The organism is Longibaculum muris (genome assembly GCF_004343035.1).
GTDB classification, from domain to species: Bacteria; Bacillota_I; Bacilli_A; order Erysipelotrichales; family Coprobacillaceae; genus Longibaculum; species Longibaculum muris.
This window is the reverse complement of the sequence record NZ_SMCQ01000001.1, coordinates 299,354-315,840: the sequence shown is the minus strand read 5'-3', so window position 1 is coordinate 315,840 and position 16,487 is coordinate 299,354. Positions and strand designations below refer to the sequence as shown.

General features: G+C 30.1%; 19 protein-coding genes and 1 CRISPR repeat array (1 of these 20 cut by a window edge). Of the genes, 3 read left to right on the top strand and 16 right to left on the bottom strand.

From position 1 onward, the window contains the following. Positions 1–9: 9 nt before the first annotated feature. Positions 10–732 carry a sulfite exporter TauE/SafE family protein gene (locus tag EDD60_RS01515; protein WP_066451260.1) on the bottom strand — a complete coding sequence of 241 codons (723 nt, stop codon included), beginning with the start codon at positions 730–732 and terminating at the stop codon, positions 10–12. Positions 733–853: 121 nt separating this feature from the next. Here EDD60_RS01515 and EDD60_RS01510 point away from each other — a divergent pair, with 121 nt between their 5' ends. Further along, positions 854–1,192, top strand: a complete 339-nt coding sequence (locus EDD60_RS01510) for a winged helix-turn-helix transcriptional regulator (RefSeq protein ID WP_066451262.1) — start codon at positions 854–856, stop codon at positions 1,190–1,192. A gap of 172 nt (positions 1,193–1,364) precedes the next feature. Here the strand turns inward: EDD60_RS01510 and EDD60_RS01505 are convergent, their stop codons facing one another. From EDD60_RS01505 to EDD60_RS01470, 8 genes are all read right to left on the bottom strand, one after another. Then, complete coding sequence (locus EDD60_RS01505) at positions 1,365–1,715, bottom strand: TnpV protein (protein ID WP_066451265.1); 351 nt, start codon at positions 1,713–1,715, stop codon at positions 1,365–1,367. Beyond that, complete coding sequence (locus EDD60_RS01500; protein WP_066451269.1) at positions 1,702–2,994, bottom strand: relaxase/mobilization nuclease domain-containing protein; 1,293 nt, start codon at positions 2,992–2,994, stop codon at positions 1,702–1,704. The genes EDD60_RS01505 and EDD60_RS01500 overlap by 14 nt, the downstream gene beginning before the upstream one ends. After that, a complete protein-coding gene (locus tag EDD60_RS01495; protein WP_066451272.1) occupies positions 2,994–3,314 on the bottom strand; it encodes a plasmid mobilization protein in 321 nt (106 codons plus the stop codon). The genes EDD60_RS01500 and EDD60_RS01495 overlap by 1 nt, the downstream gene beginning before the upstream one ends. Positions 3,315–3,514: 200 nt before the next feature. Continuing rightward, positions 3,515–4,978, bottom strand: a complete 1,464-nt coding sequence (locus EDD60_RS01490) for a DNA primase family protein (RefSeq protein WP_066451273.1) — start codon at positions 4,976–4,978, stop codon at positions 3,515–3,517. Between the two features lie 12 nt (positions 4,979–4,990). Continuing rightward, complete coding sequence (locus EDD60_RS16015; protein WP_082787484.1) at positions 4,991–5,725, bottom strand: bifunctional DNA primase/polymerase; 735 nt, start codon at positions 5,723–5,725, stop codon at positions 4,991–4,993. After that, entirely contained in the window at positions 5,722–6,081 is a 360-nt protein-coding gene (locus tag EDD60_RS01480; protein ID WP_066451285.1) for a plasmid mobilization protein, read from the bottom strand. The genes EDD60_RS16015 and EDD60_RS01480 overlap by 4 nt, the downstream gene beginning before the upstream one ends. Continuing rightward, the gene (locus EDD60_RS01475; RefSeq protein WP_066451288.1) at positions 6,065–7,159 is read right to left on the bottom strand and encodes a tyrosine-type recombinase/integrase; all 1,095 of its coding nucleotides are present in this window, start codon (positions 7,157–7,159) and stop codon (positions 6,065–6,067) included. The genes EDD60_RS01480 and EDD60_RS01475 overlap by 17 nt, the downstream gene beginning before the upstream one ends. A 1-nt stretch (position 7,160) precedes the next feature. Then, complete coding sequence (locus EDD60_RS01470; protein WP_066451291.1) at positions 7,161–7,346, bottom strand: transcriptional regulator; 186 nt, start codon at positions 7,344–7,346, stop codon at positions 7,161–7,163. A 189-nt stretch (positions 7,347–7,535) separates the two neighbouring features. Between EDD60_RS01470 and EDD60_RS01465 the strand changes: the two genes are divergently transcribed. Further along, complete coding sequence (locus tag EDD60_RS01465; RefSeq protein ID WP_066451294.1) at positions 7,536–8,039, top strand: helix-turn-helix domain-containing protein; 504 nt, start codon at positions 7,536–7,538, stop codon at positions 8,037–8,039. Between the two features lie 190 nt (positions 8,040–8,229). Here EDD60_RS01465 and guaA read toward each other — a convergent pair whose 3' ends face one another. The 3 genes from guaA to EDD60_RS01450 all read right to left on the bottom strand — a co-directional run bounded on the left by guaA (position 8,230) and on the right by EDD60_RS01450 (position 11,880). After that, the gene (gene guaA / locus EDD60_RS01460) at positions 8,230–9,531 is read right to left on the bottom strand and encodes a glutamine-hydrolyzing GMP synthase (RefSeq protein WP_066451297.1); all 1,302 of its coding nucleotides are present in this window, start codon (positions 9,529–9,531) and stop codon (positions 8,230–8,232) included. Positions 9,532–9,542: 11 nt separating this feature from the next. Then, the gene (locus EDD60_RS01455; RefSeq protein WP_066451299.1) at positions 9,543–10,733 is read right to left on the bottom strand and encodes a coenzyme F420-0:L-glutamate ligase; all 1,191 of its coding nucleotides are present in this window, start codon (positions 10,731–10,733) and stop codon (positions 9,543–9,545) included. Positions 10,734–10,899: 166 nt separating this feature from the next. After that, on the bottom strand, positions 10,900–11,880 hold the full coding sequence (locus EDD60_RS01450; RefSeq protein ID WP_066451301.1) for a diaminopimelate dehydrogenase: 981 nt from the start codon (positions 11,878–11,880) through the stop codon (positions 10,900–10,902). A gap of 167 nt (positions 11,881–12,047) precedes the next feature. On the opposite strand from EDD60_RS01450, the gene EDD60_RS01445 reads away from it, so the two are divergent. Continuing rightward, positions 12,048–12,350 carry a hypothetical protein gene (locus EDD60_RS01445; RefSeq protein WP_066451305.1) on the top strand — a complete coding sequence of 101 codons (303 nt, stop codon included), beginning with the start codon at positions 12,048–12,050 and terminating at the stop codon, positions 12,348–12,350. A gap of 32 nt (positions 12,351–12,382) precedes the next feature. Here EDD60_RS01445 and EDD60_RS01440 read toward each other — a convergent pair whose 3' ends face one another. Genes EDD60_RS01440 through EDD60_RS01425 form a run of 4 tightly spaced genes read right to left on the bottom strand, consistent with a single transcriptional unit; the run spans position 12,383 to position 14,820 of the window. After that, on the bottom strand, positions 12,383–13,078 hold the full coding sequence (locus EDD60_RS01440; protein ID WP_066451311.1) for an ABC transporter permease: 696 nt from the start codon (positions 13,076–13,078) through the stop codon (positions 12,383–12,385). Then, complete coding sequence (locus tag EDD60_RS01435; protein WP_066451313.1) at positions 13,079–13,924, bottom strand: ABC transporter ATP-binding protein; 846 nt, start codon at positions 13,922–13,924, stop codon at positions 13,079–13,081. Position 13,925: 1 nt separating this feature from the next. Continuing rightward, on the bottom strand, positions 13,926–14,396 hold the full coding sequence (locus tag EDD60_RS01430; protein ID WP_066451316.1) for a hypothetical protein: 471 nt from the start codon (positions 14,394–14,396) through the stop codon (positions 13,926–13,928). A 1-nt stretch (position 14,397) separates the two neighbouring features. After that, the gene (locus EDD60_RS01425) at positions 14,398–14,820 is read right to left on the bottom strand and encodes a LytTR family DNA-binding domain-containing protein (protein ID WP_066451319.1); all 423 of its coding nucleotides are present in this window, start codon (positions 14,818–14,820) and stop codon (positions 14,398–14,400) included. 126 nt (positions 14,821–14,946) lie between these two features. Beyond that, positions 14,947–16,487: direct repeats of the CRISPR family, unit length 33 nt; unit sequence ATTTACATTCCAATTTCTGGTTAGATTATATAT (it continues 2,649 nt past the right edge of the window).

Below are 16,487 nucleotides of genomic sequence, written 5' to 3'. Positions count from 1 at the left end.
TTTTCCTCCTTATATTGTAGATATAAATGTAATAAGTCCTGAAATTGCAATTAATCCGTATGTTAATTTTTTCAATAACTCATCATCGATTTTATCTACTACTTTATTACCTAATTTTAAGCCAATATATACAGCAATAACTCCTAATATAGAATAAGGTAATAATTCAATTGTAAAGATATTCCAATATATTCTTAATCCTAAATTATAACAACATACAATTAATAAAAATGCCGACATTGTTCCTAAATATTCTTCTTTACTTTTCGTAAGTGATAAGAAGAATAATACCATTAATGGCCCACCAATGCTGAATAAACCATCACATACACCAGATATAAACCCACATATAAACATAGTAATATAATTAGCTTTTATGCTTACCTTATGACTAAACAATACAAAGTATACAGCTAAAAATATGAGAAATAAGCCTAAGATTAATTTTAAGAATCGAACATCTAACCCAGTAGAAATATATATAGCTAAAGTAGCTCCTCCTATAAAAAACAATCCGGGCAAAGGAATATATTGCTTTTGTACAAAATTTCTATACCGATATGTAAGTAATGCACATAAAAATATACTTATAAAATTACATATCGCAGAAGCCTGTAAAACACTAAAAAAATATGGCAAAATACTCATAATAACAATACCTGCACCAAATCCAGAAACACTTTGAATAAATCCAGCCAATATTGTTATTGCAAAAATAGTAAAGTTAATCATCTCATCATCCTTTTCTACATAATATTGTTTACTTCTAAGTACAATCAAATTATAATTGAAGTAGTAATATTTGTGAAGTACGCACTTTATTAATAGCGACTATCAGAAAGGAAAGTGTCTTATGGAAGATGTTTGTAAAACAGTCAATATTATACCTTTTGATTATGCAATTAGTGTAATTGGTGGAAAATGGAAAATGCATATTCTTTTTTGGCTATGGAAAAAGCCTGTAATGCGTTATAGTGAAATCAAAAAAGCATTAGGAGCAGTAACGCATAAAATCTTATCTGACAAGCTTAAAGAATTGGAAAATGATGGATTAATCAATAGAGTTGAATATCCCCAAATTCCTCCAAAAGTTGAATATAGTTTATCTGAAAAAGGAAAAGCTTTAATGCCAATTCTCCATGAAATATGTAAATGGGGACATGAAAATATTCCAAATGATTACAAAAAATAATAATTTCTTCATCCATAACAATCAATTTAGAAATTTAATGATATTCAAATAAAACATTAAATACAAATTTGTAGGGGAGATTACCTCCCCTGTGAAACTAATTATGCACTTATTTAGTAACAAAGTCATTACTTATTGGTCATAGAAAAAGAACTCTTGCGAGTTCTCATTTTTAAATACAAATAAGTTCATTCATAATGACTTCTTTCACAGCATTATCAATGTTGTTCATTAGTTGAACCCATTTCATTTGATTTTCCATTTTCAATTCTTCTGTAACATTCCATTTAGCTTTATATTCTTCAACAAGTCTATCATACATTTCATTAGCTTCTTTTTCTACTTGTTCAAGATAAGTTGACAATTCATTATTAGCCATCAACGAAACCAAATGTCCTTGATGATTTTCTTTTAAATATTTTACTTTCATTCTTGCAAAATATGAGTTTACTTTTACATCTTCAGGTCCTTTTAAATTTGGAAATAAATAACCATTAACTTCTTTGTATTCAATATCTTTCATGTTGTTTTGTTCTCCTATCTTTCTCAATTTCATTTAAGAATTTATTCATTTCTAATGATCTGCTTTCAATCATCTGACATAAGGCAATCTCTTTTTGTAATCGTCTTATATCAGGAGTTAATGCTTTTGCTTTATCTTTTAGAATATTTTTAGCATCCTCATCTTTACACCTGCGAATCTGATTGCGATAACCCTGCCTTTGTTTAATCGTATTATTTAATTCGGTTTCTGTTTTATTGACATAAGCTTGTAGTTCATCAATTGATTTAATATCATTCCTGCAGATAAGAATTGTTTGATTTGATATCTCATCAATATGCCTGATTGCTTCCTGAAGTTCTTCACTATACTTAGGTTTAATTCGATTATCCTTTGGAATAATACCTAATACATATTGATAATGAAGAAACAATCGTTGCAGTTTTCCAAGTTCTCCCTTATGCATTTTTTCAAAATATGGTTTGATTTGAAAACATTTCTTGCTATAGATTGTTTGATTTTCTTCTTTATTTAAATCTAAAATCCTTTCCATCAATCTTTCATTTGTATAACTTTTTCCTAATGATTTTAATCGAATAAACTTGTTATGACATGGATGTTTTACTGATATATTCTTATCAGTAATATTGATTTCATATCCTGCAAGTTTTAATTCATTTAGAAATTGTTTTTCAGTAAAGCTGACACTAATCGCAAAATCAATTGATTCTCTAACCATTTCTTTTAATGTCTTTTCATGGAAATATTGTGCTCTTGACTTGCCACCTCTTTGTGGATTTTCAATAACAGAGAGATTATATTTTCTACAAATCTCATCCGAAATATTTCTCATGTTATGAATGTCTTTGTTTGTATTGCAGTAACGTTTTCCATCAACAAATGATGTTGCATTGATTAGAAAGTGATTATGAATATGCTCAGTATTTAAGTGTGTTCCAACAACAACTTCAAAGCGATCACCCCATAATTTCTTGGCATATTCTACACCAACTTTATGTGCAAGCTCTGCATCAACTTCTCCTGCTTCAAATGACTGATAAGCATGAAATGCTAGAATCTGTTTATCATCATTGAACTGTTTCTTGGTATTGACCATTGAAAAGTAAGGGTCATGATAAGAACAATTGATACAAGAAACATATTCCTTTGCGAGAGTTTTACGTTCATTTGTTGCATAGTCAACCACACTTTCTAATGCTATTGTTTTTTCAATATTGGATACATAATCAACCATATGGTCTAATCTTGTTCTGACTGCCCATATACGTGTTGTTGCCATTACTTCGTTGGTAACCTCACTTGTCTATCAAGACTTACAATCATGTCATCAAGATGATTGATGACTGTTCTGACATCATTTTCCAGCACTGGCTGATTATATAATTGCTTGACCAACTGATTAAGATTGACTCCAATATGATTGAACTCATTGATGAGTTTATGATATTCGAGTGGTGGATTTTCTTTTGGAACAATACCACTGATTAGTGAACGAATATAACGTTCACGACTGTATCCTGACTTGATGACTTTGTCATTTAGCAATGACAATTCATCATCATTTAATCTAATTTTAATTTCATTATTTCTACTTGCCATCAGCTTCAGCTCCTTTCTCGTGGGTTTTATGGCTACCCTAACTTGTGTATTTCATCCCCGAAATACGTTGCTTGCTAATACAATGAGACATGATTTTAGTTATTTTTAAGACATCATTATTTCGTAATTAAATATCAAGATATACCAGGTGTACTGGTATATGCGTATACCGATATACCTGGTATATTTATAAATTTATTTTAGATTGGTTCATATCCTCTTAAATGTACTTTCTTGATTTTTTCATCATCTAATTTAACATTTTTTGTTGTATCAATATATCTATAGACACCACTAGAAACAGTTGAGAACTGTTTTGAAAAATTAGATATATCTTGTGGAACGACATAATTATTTTTACACCAAGACACATAAAGAGAATAAATATCTCGTGTTAATGTTCGTTCCCTTAATGGCTCCATATCCTTAAAGAAAGAATACACTGGAGAAGACATATCATAGAAGAAGTCTTTCATATCTAAATCATCTTCAATGTCTGGAAACCTATCTAAGACACATAACTTTTTATAACCCTCATAGCACCAGTTAAAGATACCTGATAGATTTGTAATGAGTTCTTTTTCTAGGTTACGATTGACTTTCTTTTGATGTGCTCCTTTAGGTTCATCAACATATTGGTTTACAAACTTCACGTAAGATAATCGTCTTACAAAACCATAATTGATTTCTTTTGAATAAGGTATTTCATTTAATGCAAATATCAATTTAGCTCTCGGTTTAAATTTACAAAAATCTTTATTTTTATAACAGGCAGAAACAGTTTCACCAACAACTGCTTTCTTAAAATTGGCTTCTCCACCATTTGTATTTGCCTTCGATTCTGTACTAATATTTAAAAGCGTATCAGTGAGTTCTATTAATTGAAATTTATCTCCTAGCCCATCTAACTGAACATAAGATACATTATTTTTGTTAAACACCTGTTCAATAACATTTAAGAAAACACTCTTGCCATTAGCACCCTCACCATATAACATAAAACTCTTTTGAAGGTGGCAATCACTCATTAAAACATAACCACACATCATCTGCAGTCTTTCATAACGTTCTACATTATCATCACAAATATCCATAACGAATTTATGCCATTCCGTATACTTTGCTTTTGGGTCATAATCATACTCCATGATGATTGAACATAAATCATCTGCAGAGTGTTTATGAGTTTGACCAGTTGTTAAATCTAGAGTGCAGTTTAGAAAATTAAAGGCTGGCAATAAGTTAAATTGAAGTTCTTCATAACAGTCTGCTTTTAATTGTTTCAATACTGAACTTGTCTTACTTCCGATCTTCCATTTTCCCATTTGCTTTCCAATAATTTTCATCATGTAATTATCATTTTGTTTCTTCCATACCTTGCCATTATAGATATAAAGACCAAGTCCCTCTAAATACATAATTTTATATTTCTTTAGTATTTCTTCAATAATCATATATTCACTAGGTGCACGTGATATTTGTTTAACAATTGAATCAATCCATGATTTACCTAAATGATCCATTGATAATAACTTACTTTTAACTTCTTCACGTTCCTCATGTTCAAGATTTCTTGATGCTATTAATAAATAATCTTTTAATTCATTCTTATTTTCTAGTTGTGTCAATTTCTTTTCAATCTGTTTTAATAAATCAACTGCCATTTACACACCCCTTTACCTGCTCATCAATTGTTTGCCTTTTTCGTATCTCAAAACACTATCAACAATCTGATTAACTTCGTTCATGCTTAAATTTGGGCAACACTTCATTTCATTCTCTTTATGAAGACAAACTCGAATAGATTCATCATTTAGTCCTTTATGCTGCATAAAACATCCTATCCTAAACAAATAATCATTTCTTCTGCCTTCTTGAATGACTTCATCTTTATGAAATGTCTTTGTTGTTGCTTTATATCTACCTTCTAAGAATTGATACACTGCCTCATTGGCTTGTGATATCGGTTGGTCTCTAGTTACTAAATACTTTGTGCCATCAATAACACTCTCTGCACCAACAACATATCCACCCTCTCCACGAATATCAATGCCTTCATATATCCCAACTCTACAGGCAATTGGTCTATCTACATGAAAATATAAATGCCATCCATTATTAGGAGTATGAATAATTCTAGTTCTAGGAAAATCCTTTAGGAAATTCTCAATTGTCTTATAACCATTTACACCATTTTTATTATCAACATCAATAACAACCAATCCATCTCCAGTTCTAACACCGACATTATAGTCGGTGCTAGAAAACCATTGATAGATCTGATTGATATCAGTTGTAGCTTCTTCTTTCCAAGATTTACATACTTGACCACTTTTAGAATTGACTTTTAGTGGAAATACTTTAAAATTATCTTTAGCATAGTTTAAAGCAGAATTTAATTGTGGATTCATTGGCGTGGCTCCATATCTGTTTTGAATTGTGCTCTTTTTTTATGTTTCATTGCGATAACTAATTTTAATACGTATTCCAATACTTCTAACTCATCAAGTTCTAGTTCTTGTAAATCTTTGGTTTCTTTCATTGTTTCAGTAAAATGGTTAAGTTCGTTTTTCAAGGAACGATAGACATATGGATTACCCTCAACAACAATTTCTTCATTAACCAAATGAGCAATCAAGTAATCTTGTTTTGACATTCCGCTAAGTGCTACTTTACGATTTAAGACATCATTTTCTTCAGGTGATAATCTAAAGCCATAAGTCTTACTTCTAAATCTGCCTTGGTCATCATTACTCTTTTGTGTCATTGTTTTCGCCCTCTCTTTCAAAATCTAACTTACATGCAATTTCTTTATCTTTAGTTGGAAATAAATGAGCATAACGATAAGTAATATCAATACTTTCATGTCCAACTCTATCAGCGATTGCAACTGCACTAAATCCCATTTCAATTAATAATGAGACATGAGAATGTCTTAGTGAGTGGATTTTAATTCTTTTCACGTTTGTTTCCTTACATCCACGTTTCATTTCATAATGCATACCTGATTTTGTGATGTTGAAGATACGTTCATCTCTTTTAATCCCATATAAGCGATGAATATAATCTTTCATTTCATCTACCAAGAAATTAGGCATTTGTACTGTACGATTACTCTTTTCAGTCTTAGGATCAGTAATTACGTCCTTACCTTTAAGTCTTTGTAATGACTTATTAATGCGAACTGTACCTTTCGTAAAGTTAAAATCTGCAGGTGTTAATGCTAACATCTCTCCTAGTCTTAATCCACACCAATAAAGCATTTCAAACGCTTGATAAACGCCATCTTTCTTTAACATTGACTCTGAGAACTTTAAATATTCCTCTTTTGTCCAAAATTCCATTTCCTTTGTTTTCTCCTTCCCCATATTTCCAACCGTTCTTGCAGGATTTTCTCGTAGGTTATAATACTTCACTGCATGATTGAAAATAGCACTTAATTGATTATGAACTGTTTTCATATAACATGGTGAGAACGGATTACCATCATCATCACGTCTTGCAAGTAGTTCATTTTGCCAAGCAATAATATGAGATGGTTTAATTTCATTCATCTTTCTTAATTTAAAGAATGGAAGAATTTTATCATTGATGATATATACTTTTGTCATCATTGTGTTTTCTTTAATTCGATTTGATAAATCGTTAAGATAGATTTCAATGAATTCATCAAACTTCATATCCAAATCTCTTTCATTAACCAATTTAAACTTTGAAATAAACTCCTCAGCTTCTCTTTTGGTTTTAAAACCTCTTTTCATTTTCTTCTTTTTTTCGCCTTGAGCGTTTTCATAATAAAATGAAACAAACCAACTTCCTCTTACTTCATCTTTGTAAACTGGCATACTAAGCCTCCTTTCCTAATCCATAGATTCTTTCTTGAAAATACTGTCTGCTAACTCTTCCTCGGATGGTAACAAATCCCTTAGCACTTAGTTCTTCATTTAATTGTTTGATTAACTTATATGCATAAGCTTTTGACATACCAGTAACACTGACAATCTCATGTGCATCCATAAATGAATTATCCATATCTCTCGCCTCCTCTCTCTAACCTATTTGGGTTAGGTCTACATAAAGAATATAACAACACTTTACTATTGTCAAGGATAAATTAACCTTTTTGAGTTAGTGTTCTGTATTTTACTAACCTAATTAGTATAAGTTTATGTTTACGTATTGTAACAACTTTGATATAATGGGGATAAGGAGTTGATAATAATGTCACTAGGTTCAAACTTAAAACAAATACGTTTATTTAGAAATAAGACACTTAAAGAACTAGGTCAAGGTCTTGGTTTCCCTTTCAGTTCTGCAGATGTCCGTATCGCTCAATATGAGTCAAACAAGAAGAAACCAAAGAAAGATGTCATAGAAAGCCTTGCATATGGATTAGATGTATCAGAAATGGCTATTGATATTCCTGATATCGAATCTGTATATGGTGCTATGTACACTTTATTTCAATTAGAACGTTCCCACGCACTTATCATTGATGAAGATGATGGAGAACCGATTATTCGTCTTAATAGAGATGAATTCTTTAAACATAAAGCACTTTATGAATCTTTGTGTGATTGGCTACAAGAATCTAAGAACTTCAAGGATGGCGTTATTACCAAAGAACAATACGAAGAATGGAAATATAATTATCCAAAATATTCTTCTAATCTTTATAACAATAGAGACAGAGAAGAATGGTTACATAAACATACTAAAGATTAACTTATACATATTGCAGGACTTTGTTCCTGCTTTTTTCATATCACAACCTTTCTTTTTTATTCTAAAAAACCACTTTATTTTTCGTCTAAAGAATAGTAGAGAGTATTTTCCTTAGTATCATATCAGTATCACGGGGTATGAGAGCATAAAAAAAAGCCCGTAAATACGGGCTAAATTGCGTTTTTCTCTCTTATTCCCATTCAATAGTCGCGCATGGCTTTGGTGATAAGTCATAACATACACGATTGACATTATCAACTTCAGCTAAAATACGATCAGTAATCTTTGTTAAGATAGCCCAATCAATTTGTTCAATAGTTGCACTCATTGCATCAACAGTATTCACTGCACGAATGATAACTGGATAATCAAAACTACGAGCATTATTTTTAACACCAACTGATTTGAAATCAGGTACAATTGTGAAATATTGCCAAACTTTTTTATCTAAACCAGCTTTTGCAAATTCTTCACGTAGAATAGCATCTGATTCTCTAACAGCTTCTAAACGTTCTTTTGTAATTGCTCCCAAGCAACGTACACCAAGTCCTGGACCTGGGAATGGTTGTCTATAAACCATTTCATATGGTAAACCAAGTTCAACACCACAAGCACGAACTTCATCTTTAAATAATTGATATAATGGTTCTACCAATTCAAATTGTAAATCATCTGGTAATCCACCAACATTATGATGAGATTTAACCATTTTTGCAGTCTTAGTTCCTGATTCAATAATATCAGGATAGATTGTTCCTTGAGCTAAGAATTCAATACCATCAAGTTTTCTTGCTTCTTCTTCAAAAACACGAATAAATTCAGAACCAATAATCTTACGTTTTTGTTCTGGATCATCAACACCTGCTAATTTATTTAAGAAACGTTCACTTGCATCTACATATACTAAATTAGCATGTAATTGATTTTTGAAAACTTCAACAACATTTTCAGATTCACCTTTACGCATTAATCCATGATTCACATGAACACAAGTTAATTGATTACCAATTGCTTTAATTAATAAAGCAGCTACAACTGATGAATCAACTCCACCAGATAAAGCTAATAAAACTTTTTTATCTCCAACTTGTTTTCTAATGATTTCCACTTGATCATTAATAAAGTTTTTCATATTCCAATTCTTTTGAGCATGACAATCATTAAAAACAAAGTCAGATAAAATATCTTTTAATTCTTCTTCATTAGCTGGATAAGTTCTATTATCAACTTGAGCTAACTTATGTTCAAAAGAAATAATTGGATAACCAGCATTATAGATTTCACTAGCAATATCAATTTCTTTACCATCAATGATATTGTTAGGACCACCACTTAAAACAATCCCTTTGACATTAGGTAATTGTTTTAATTCCTCTACAGTAATATCATGAGCTTTAATTTCACTATAAACACCTAAATCTCTAATACAACGAGCAATATTTGTATTATGATGACTCCCTAAATCTAAAATTACGATCATATCTTGTTTCATTCTTCTTCTCCTTAATCTGTGAAATTATCAAAATATCCTTGAACCAATACAATAGGTGTTCCTTTATCTCCAGAACCACTTGTTAAATCACATAAAGATCCAATCAAGTCAGTCAATTGACGAGGAGTTGTTCCTTGAGATGCCATATTTCCTACTAAATTATCATCTTTTTCTTTAATGCTTTTCGCAATGGCATCTCTTAATTCCTTACCACTTAAATCTTTAAAATCATTATCAGCTAAATATTTTAATTTCAACTCATTTGGAGTCCCAACAAGTCCACTTGTAAAAGCTGGAGAAACAACTGGATCAGCTAATTCCCAAATCTTCCCTTGAGGATCTTTAAAAGCTCCATCTCCATAAACCATAACTTCTACATGTTTATCAGTTAATTCTAAGATTTCTTTTTGAATATTTTCTACTAAATCTTGGCATTCTCTTGGGAATAATTTAATCATATCTTCTGTTGATTTATTTGATCCTAATAAACCATATTTTGCATTATATCCACTTCCATTTACTGGTGCTGTTAAGATATCATCTAAGCCGCAAACAACTTTTGCGCCAGCAGCTTTTAATAAACGTTTTGTTCTGGCACGTGTATGAATATCACATGTTAAAACACAATCTGTATATTTTAAGATTTCTTGAGCATGATTTCCAAAAATAATTTCAACTTCAGCTCCAGCTTCAGTAATAATATCTGAATAATATTGAACATAGTCAACACCTGTAAATTCATGTTTATTACCACCAAATAATTCACGATATTTTTCTAATGTTAAAATATCACTATATGGATTGATTCCTGCTTCATCTAATTGATCATATGTTAATAAAGCATTTCCAACTTCATCACTTGGATAACTTAACATTAAAACAACTTTCTTTGCTCCCATTGCAATTCCTTTTAAACAGATTGCAAAACGGTTACGTGACATAATTGGGAAAATAACCCCGATTGTTTCCCCACCTAATTTAGCTTTCACATCATCAGCAATATCTTGAATGGAAGCATAATTTCCTTGTGCTCTTGCAACGATAGATTCAGTAATTGAAATAACATCTCTATCTCTTAACATGAACCCTTCACTATATGCTGCTTCTGTTACACTATCAACAACGATTTTTGCTAAATCATCACCTTCTCTAATGATTGGGCAACGAATACCTCTTGAAATAGTTCCTACTTTTCTATCCATAATATCTACCTTCCTGACTTTCATATTCATAATACAGTGCTATTATAATATAATTTCTAGCCTTACGACAAGTTTTTTCGTCATATCTCCTTGCTTTTTTCACAATTTCATCTATTTTTATTTTTTCATAGCCGGTTCCGACAAAAAACTCGCAGCTAAGCGAGTTTTATAATAACTTCTTACGTAATTCTTCTCCTGATTCCACATGTAAATATGCTGGTGGAATATCGAAAACAGTTTTACATCCACATTGTCCATCTTGAGCTAAACGGTATGCTGCTCTTGCATAAGCAACCAAAACACTTGATGTGAATTCTGGATTTGAATCTAAAGTTAATTTATATTCAATCACATGTTTATTTTCTTGATTGAAACCTGTCACACCACTTCTTAAAACGACTCCACCATGAGGAATTCCTTGATGATCTCTCATTAATTCTTCTTCACTAATGAAATGAACTGTTGTATCATAATCGGCAAAGTAATTTGGCATTGTTTTGATTTCTTCTTCAATTCTTTTTAAATCTGCACCTTCTTTTGCAACAACAAAACATTCACGTGTATGTTTTTGTCTTGTTGATAAAGTTGGATTTTCTCCTTTACGAACACTTTCTAATGCAGCTTCAACAGGAATTGTATATTGTCTTGCATCTTTAACTCCTGCAATTCTTCTAATCGCATCTGAATGTCCTTGACTTACACCTTTCCCCCAGAAAGTATAATCTTGACCATTTGGTAAAATAGCTTGTCCATATAAACGATTTAATGAAAATAAACCTGGATCCCATCCCACTGAAATAATACTAATGTGTTTTCCTTTTTCACTTGAAGCATTCACATTACTAAAATGTTCAGGAATCTTTGCATGTGTATCAAAACTATCAACAACATTAAAATATTGTGCGAGTTCAACAGTTTGTGTTGGTAAATCATTTGCACTTCCACCACATAAAACCAATACATCAATTTGTCCTTGCATTTCATAAAGTTTATCCATTTCATATACAGGAACATTTGTATGAGTTTTCACTGTTTCAGGTTTTCTTCTCGTAAAAACCCCTGCTAATTCCATATCTGGACTATTTGTGACAGCACATTCTACGCCACGTCCAAGATTTCCATAACCAACAATTCCAATTTTAATCATTCTTTATCACTCCTTACATGAATACACGCCTATTTTAGCATTATTTGGCAATCACGTACACAAAAAAATTATTAGATTAAAGAAAAATTTATATTTTTTCTCATGAAAGAGAATTTTATTTTCTTATTGACTATGTTACAATGTTAAAAATGAAAGAGGTGTTTTGAATGTTTGCAAGATTACATGTTATTGTTTCTAGTGAAGATGATAAAGAAATTCAAATGATTAAAGACTTATTATTAGATATCAATCCAAATTTTTCAATTTCTCCAAGTCGTGAATATGATGGATTAAAAGATCATAGTGAATTTTATATCACTTGTGATATTACAAAAGAAGAAGTCCAACCTTTACTTGATCAGCTCAATAATGATTGGGATGGAGAAATGGATGATTGTATTTGTTATGGTTTTAATACAAAGATGTTTCATGAACTTGTTTATTATTTAGGTTTTACTTTATTTGATTAAACGAATTGCTCAATAAACAATTCGTTTTTATTTTACAGTTTTCTTTTTTGAAAAACATAGATATAGATTCCAAGTAATACCATCATATTTAAAAATATAATAACAAAAGGTTGTAATGAAAATGAAGTGATTGGACTATGCGTTAAAAGTTCATTAATTTGTTGTGTATAAATGAAGCCTCCATAATGACGAATATTTTCGTTAAACATAGAAAGCATAGGTACAAATGAACAAATAAGCATAGCCGGTACAGATAAAGAGTTAGATGCAATTTGATCTTTAGCAACAATACCAATCACACTGCCTAAAAAAATAGATGTCAACATACCCAAACTACAAATGCCTACAAAGGTTATTAGTTCTATTCCACGATAGCCTCCTACCATTGCCATCACAAATAAACCAATGAGACAACCTACCATGACAAACAAACTCACTCCTAAAATGTATTCAGTCGGTTTGACATTAGACATCATTAACATTTTCAAGCTTCCTTTTTCCTTTTCTTCTCCCATAATATTAGAAATCATGATAATCGGTGTCATCCCTACATACATTGTTGCAAAGAGAATCACAAAATATTGACTAGGAATTTCTGATACTTGAATGGAGGATGTCATCACAATACTAATTGCTGGAAACATTATAAGTTGAATAAGAATACTAATATTTTTTAAGGTATCTTTATATTGTTTTATAAATATTGCTTTTATAACATGATAACTCATTTAAATCAACTCCCTTCCTGTGAGTGAAATAAAGACACTGCCTAAAGTTGGTTCAGAAGAATGAATAGACAAAATATTTTCAGTCTGCATTTCCTCAAAAAGAACTTTTGCGTTTTCTTTGTTATTTTGAATTGTATATTGATGATGATCTTTAGTTGTAATTGTAACTGTGTTAAGTTGATTATAACGTGAACATATGGCAACTGGTGTATCACATTCAATAATATGTCCTTCATTTAACAAAGCTACCCGATCACATAATGATGATGCTTCTTCCATATTGTGAGTAGTAAGGAAAATAGCTGTTCCTTGTTTCTTGAGTTCTAATAAAAGTTCATGAATTTTTAAAGTTGTCGCTGGATCCAATCCAGATGTTGGTTCATCTAAAAAAAGGACTTGAGGATGATGCATAATTGCTCGTGCAATAATTAATCTTTGTTTCATACCTTTCGATAATTCATTGACTGTCTTTTTTCTATCATCAAAAAGTTGAACATATTTCAATGCTTCTTCAATTTTACTTTTCTCTAATTGATAAAGTGAAGCATAGAGTTGAAGGTTATCCATACAACTTAATCTTTCATATAATCCAAGTTGGTCTAGCACTAAACCTAGCTGTGTATAATCTTTTCTTGATAGTTCTAACGAATTCTTTCCTAATACAAAAGTCTTTCCATTATTAGGTTTTATTTGTCCTATAATAATATTGATAAGCGTTGTTTTTCCTGCCCCAGAAGGCCCTAACAATCCAAAAATCTCTCCCTTTTGAATTTCAAAAGATATATTATTTAAAACTTCTTTTTGCAAAAATGATTGAGAAATCCCTCTCACTTCAATAGCATTCATTTTATTGCCTTCTTTCTTTATATTTTTCTAATAACTGTTCATATTCTTGATCTTTTTTATGCGTAAAATATAAACTTAACAACATTGATATACCAAAACATAAACCAAATGAGATGAAAAATCCAAGCCATGCATGAATATCATAAAATGGAAACCAATCAAATAGACTCACAAAAATGACAATAATGATAATGATGAAAAAAATACGTATAATGATTTGATAAATGAGTCTTATTTTTTTTAAAGTATTTGATAAATCAAAGATAGTATTAATAATTCCTATAATGATACTTAATCCTATTAATTGAAATAAACTTGTAAAAGGAATTCCTTGAGGAGTACATAATGTAGATATTGTGGACATATCTTTTCCGATAAAACTTCCTATAATTGTAAGTAGCATTGTAGAAACAATAAATGGCAGTGCTGATTTTTTGATAATATTAATCATAATTTCTATTAATTGTTCCATTCTATTCTCCTCCTAATCTTTTCTTAAATTCTTTAGCATAAGTTCTTGATACAAGAACTTGATCTTGATTGTCTAAATAGACGATAATTCTTGAGCCAATATCTGCTTTTAAACTTTTGATATATTTCATGTTTAATATCGTTGATTTATTGACACGGATAAATTGTTGATCTAATTGTTCTTCTATTTGATAGAGCCATAATGGTGATTCATAGCATTCTTCTTTTGTATAGATGAATGTTTTTTTATCGATTAATTCTATATAATAGATAGATTCTATTTGTATAAAATATTTTTTATCTCTTTTATAGCCAATAATTTTTGTATTCATTGTATTGATTAATGTTAAGACTTTTTCTTTTTCTTCATATGTTTCAAATTCTATTTGTAAAATTAACAGATCTTCATTATCTTTTATTCTCATCTTTTATCTCACTCCCTACTTGCATTATAAACATATATAATGGATTAATCTATAAAAGAAAACCCAGTTACTTAAATAAGTAACTGAGTTACATCGTGTTTACAATTTCAAAAGACAGTTAAACAAATTCTCATTTTAATTTCTAGTTAGATTATATACGCAAGATGTATATTTCGATTTAATCCCATATGATACTAATTTACATTCCAATTTCTGGTTAAATTATATACCTTACATTAACATGATATGAATTTGTAATATATTCAATTTACATTCCAATTTCTGGTTAGGTTATATACTGATAGAAACACGTTAGTAACATAAACCCTTGAAAAATTTACATTCCAATTTCTGGTTAGATTATATACGCTTTCAGCGTCCTTGACGTTCCGCATGATAACGAAATTTACATTCCAATTTCTGGTTAGATTATATACCTTTTTCTTTATGCTGTAATATTACAGTTTTTGAAAGATTTACATTCCAATTTCTGGTTAGATTATATACTCATTTTCATTCAGTTTAATATCTTGAATGTTAGAATTTACATTCCAATTTTTGGTTAGATTATATACATCATACGACCATTGATGAGTTGCGATAACGGTTGGATTTACATTCCAATTTCTGGTTAGATTATATACTATTAGCATTTGTAAACTGTTTACCATATCCATCAAATTTACATTCCAATTTCTGGTTAGATTATATACCTATTGAACATTTGAGTAATAGCCAAATTGATGATAATTTACATTCCAATTTCTGGTTAGATTATATACTGGTGGATTAGATATCATTAAATCAGTATCTTTTGGATTTACATTCCAATTTCTGGTTAGATTATATACTGGAAATAATTTGCTATTTGTTTTAATGTTTTACCATCATTTACATTCCAATTTCTGGTTAGATTATATACCTGTTCCTGATTATGATTATTCTGTTACTTTTCTTGAATTTACATTCCAATTTCTGGTTAGATTATATACCATTTAGACGTGATAATTCCTTTCTCTATGTGCAAAATTTACATTCCAATTTCTGGTTAGATTATATACATACAAGTTGTGCCTTTGTTTTTGAAAAACTTTCTACATTTACATTCCAATTTCTGGTTAGATTATATACCAAATCCTCCAGGGTAGAGGATCACGCCTATACCATATTTACATTCCAATTTCTGGTTAGATTATATACCTGGTCATTTTGTCTCATCTTTTGCTCAAGATTATGATTTACATTCCAATTTCTGGTTAGATTATATACGGCATTTTTGAATTAATATATTCATTTACGCTAATATATTTACATTCCAATTTCTGGTTAGATTATATATCGTTTTATAGTTGATTGCTCACCGATTTAAAAGAAATTTACATTCCAATTTCTAGTTAGATTATATATTAAATCGTTTACAGCCTCCCAACTCGAATCACACACATTTACATTCCAATTTCTGGTTAGATTATATATTAATGAGTGATGCTATAACAGTAACAACTGGAATAAATTTACATTCCAATTTCTGGTTAGATTATATATTTTTAAATGTTTGAATGAGAACATCAATTTCCATCTATTTACATTCCAATTTCTGGTTAGATTATATATTTTCATCATTCCAACGCTCACCATTTAGCCATGTTGTATTTACATTCCAATTT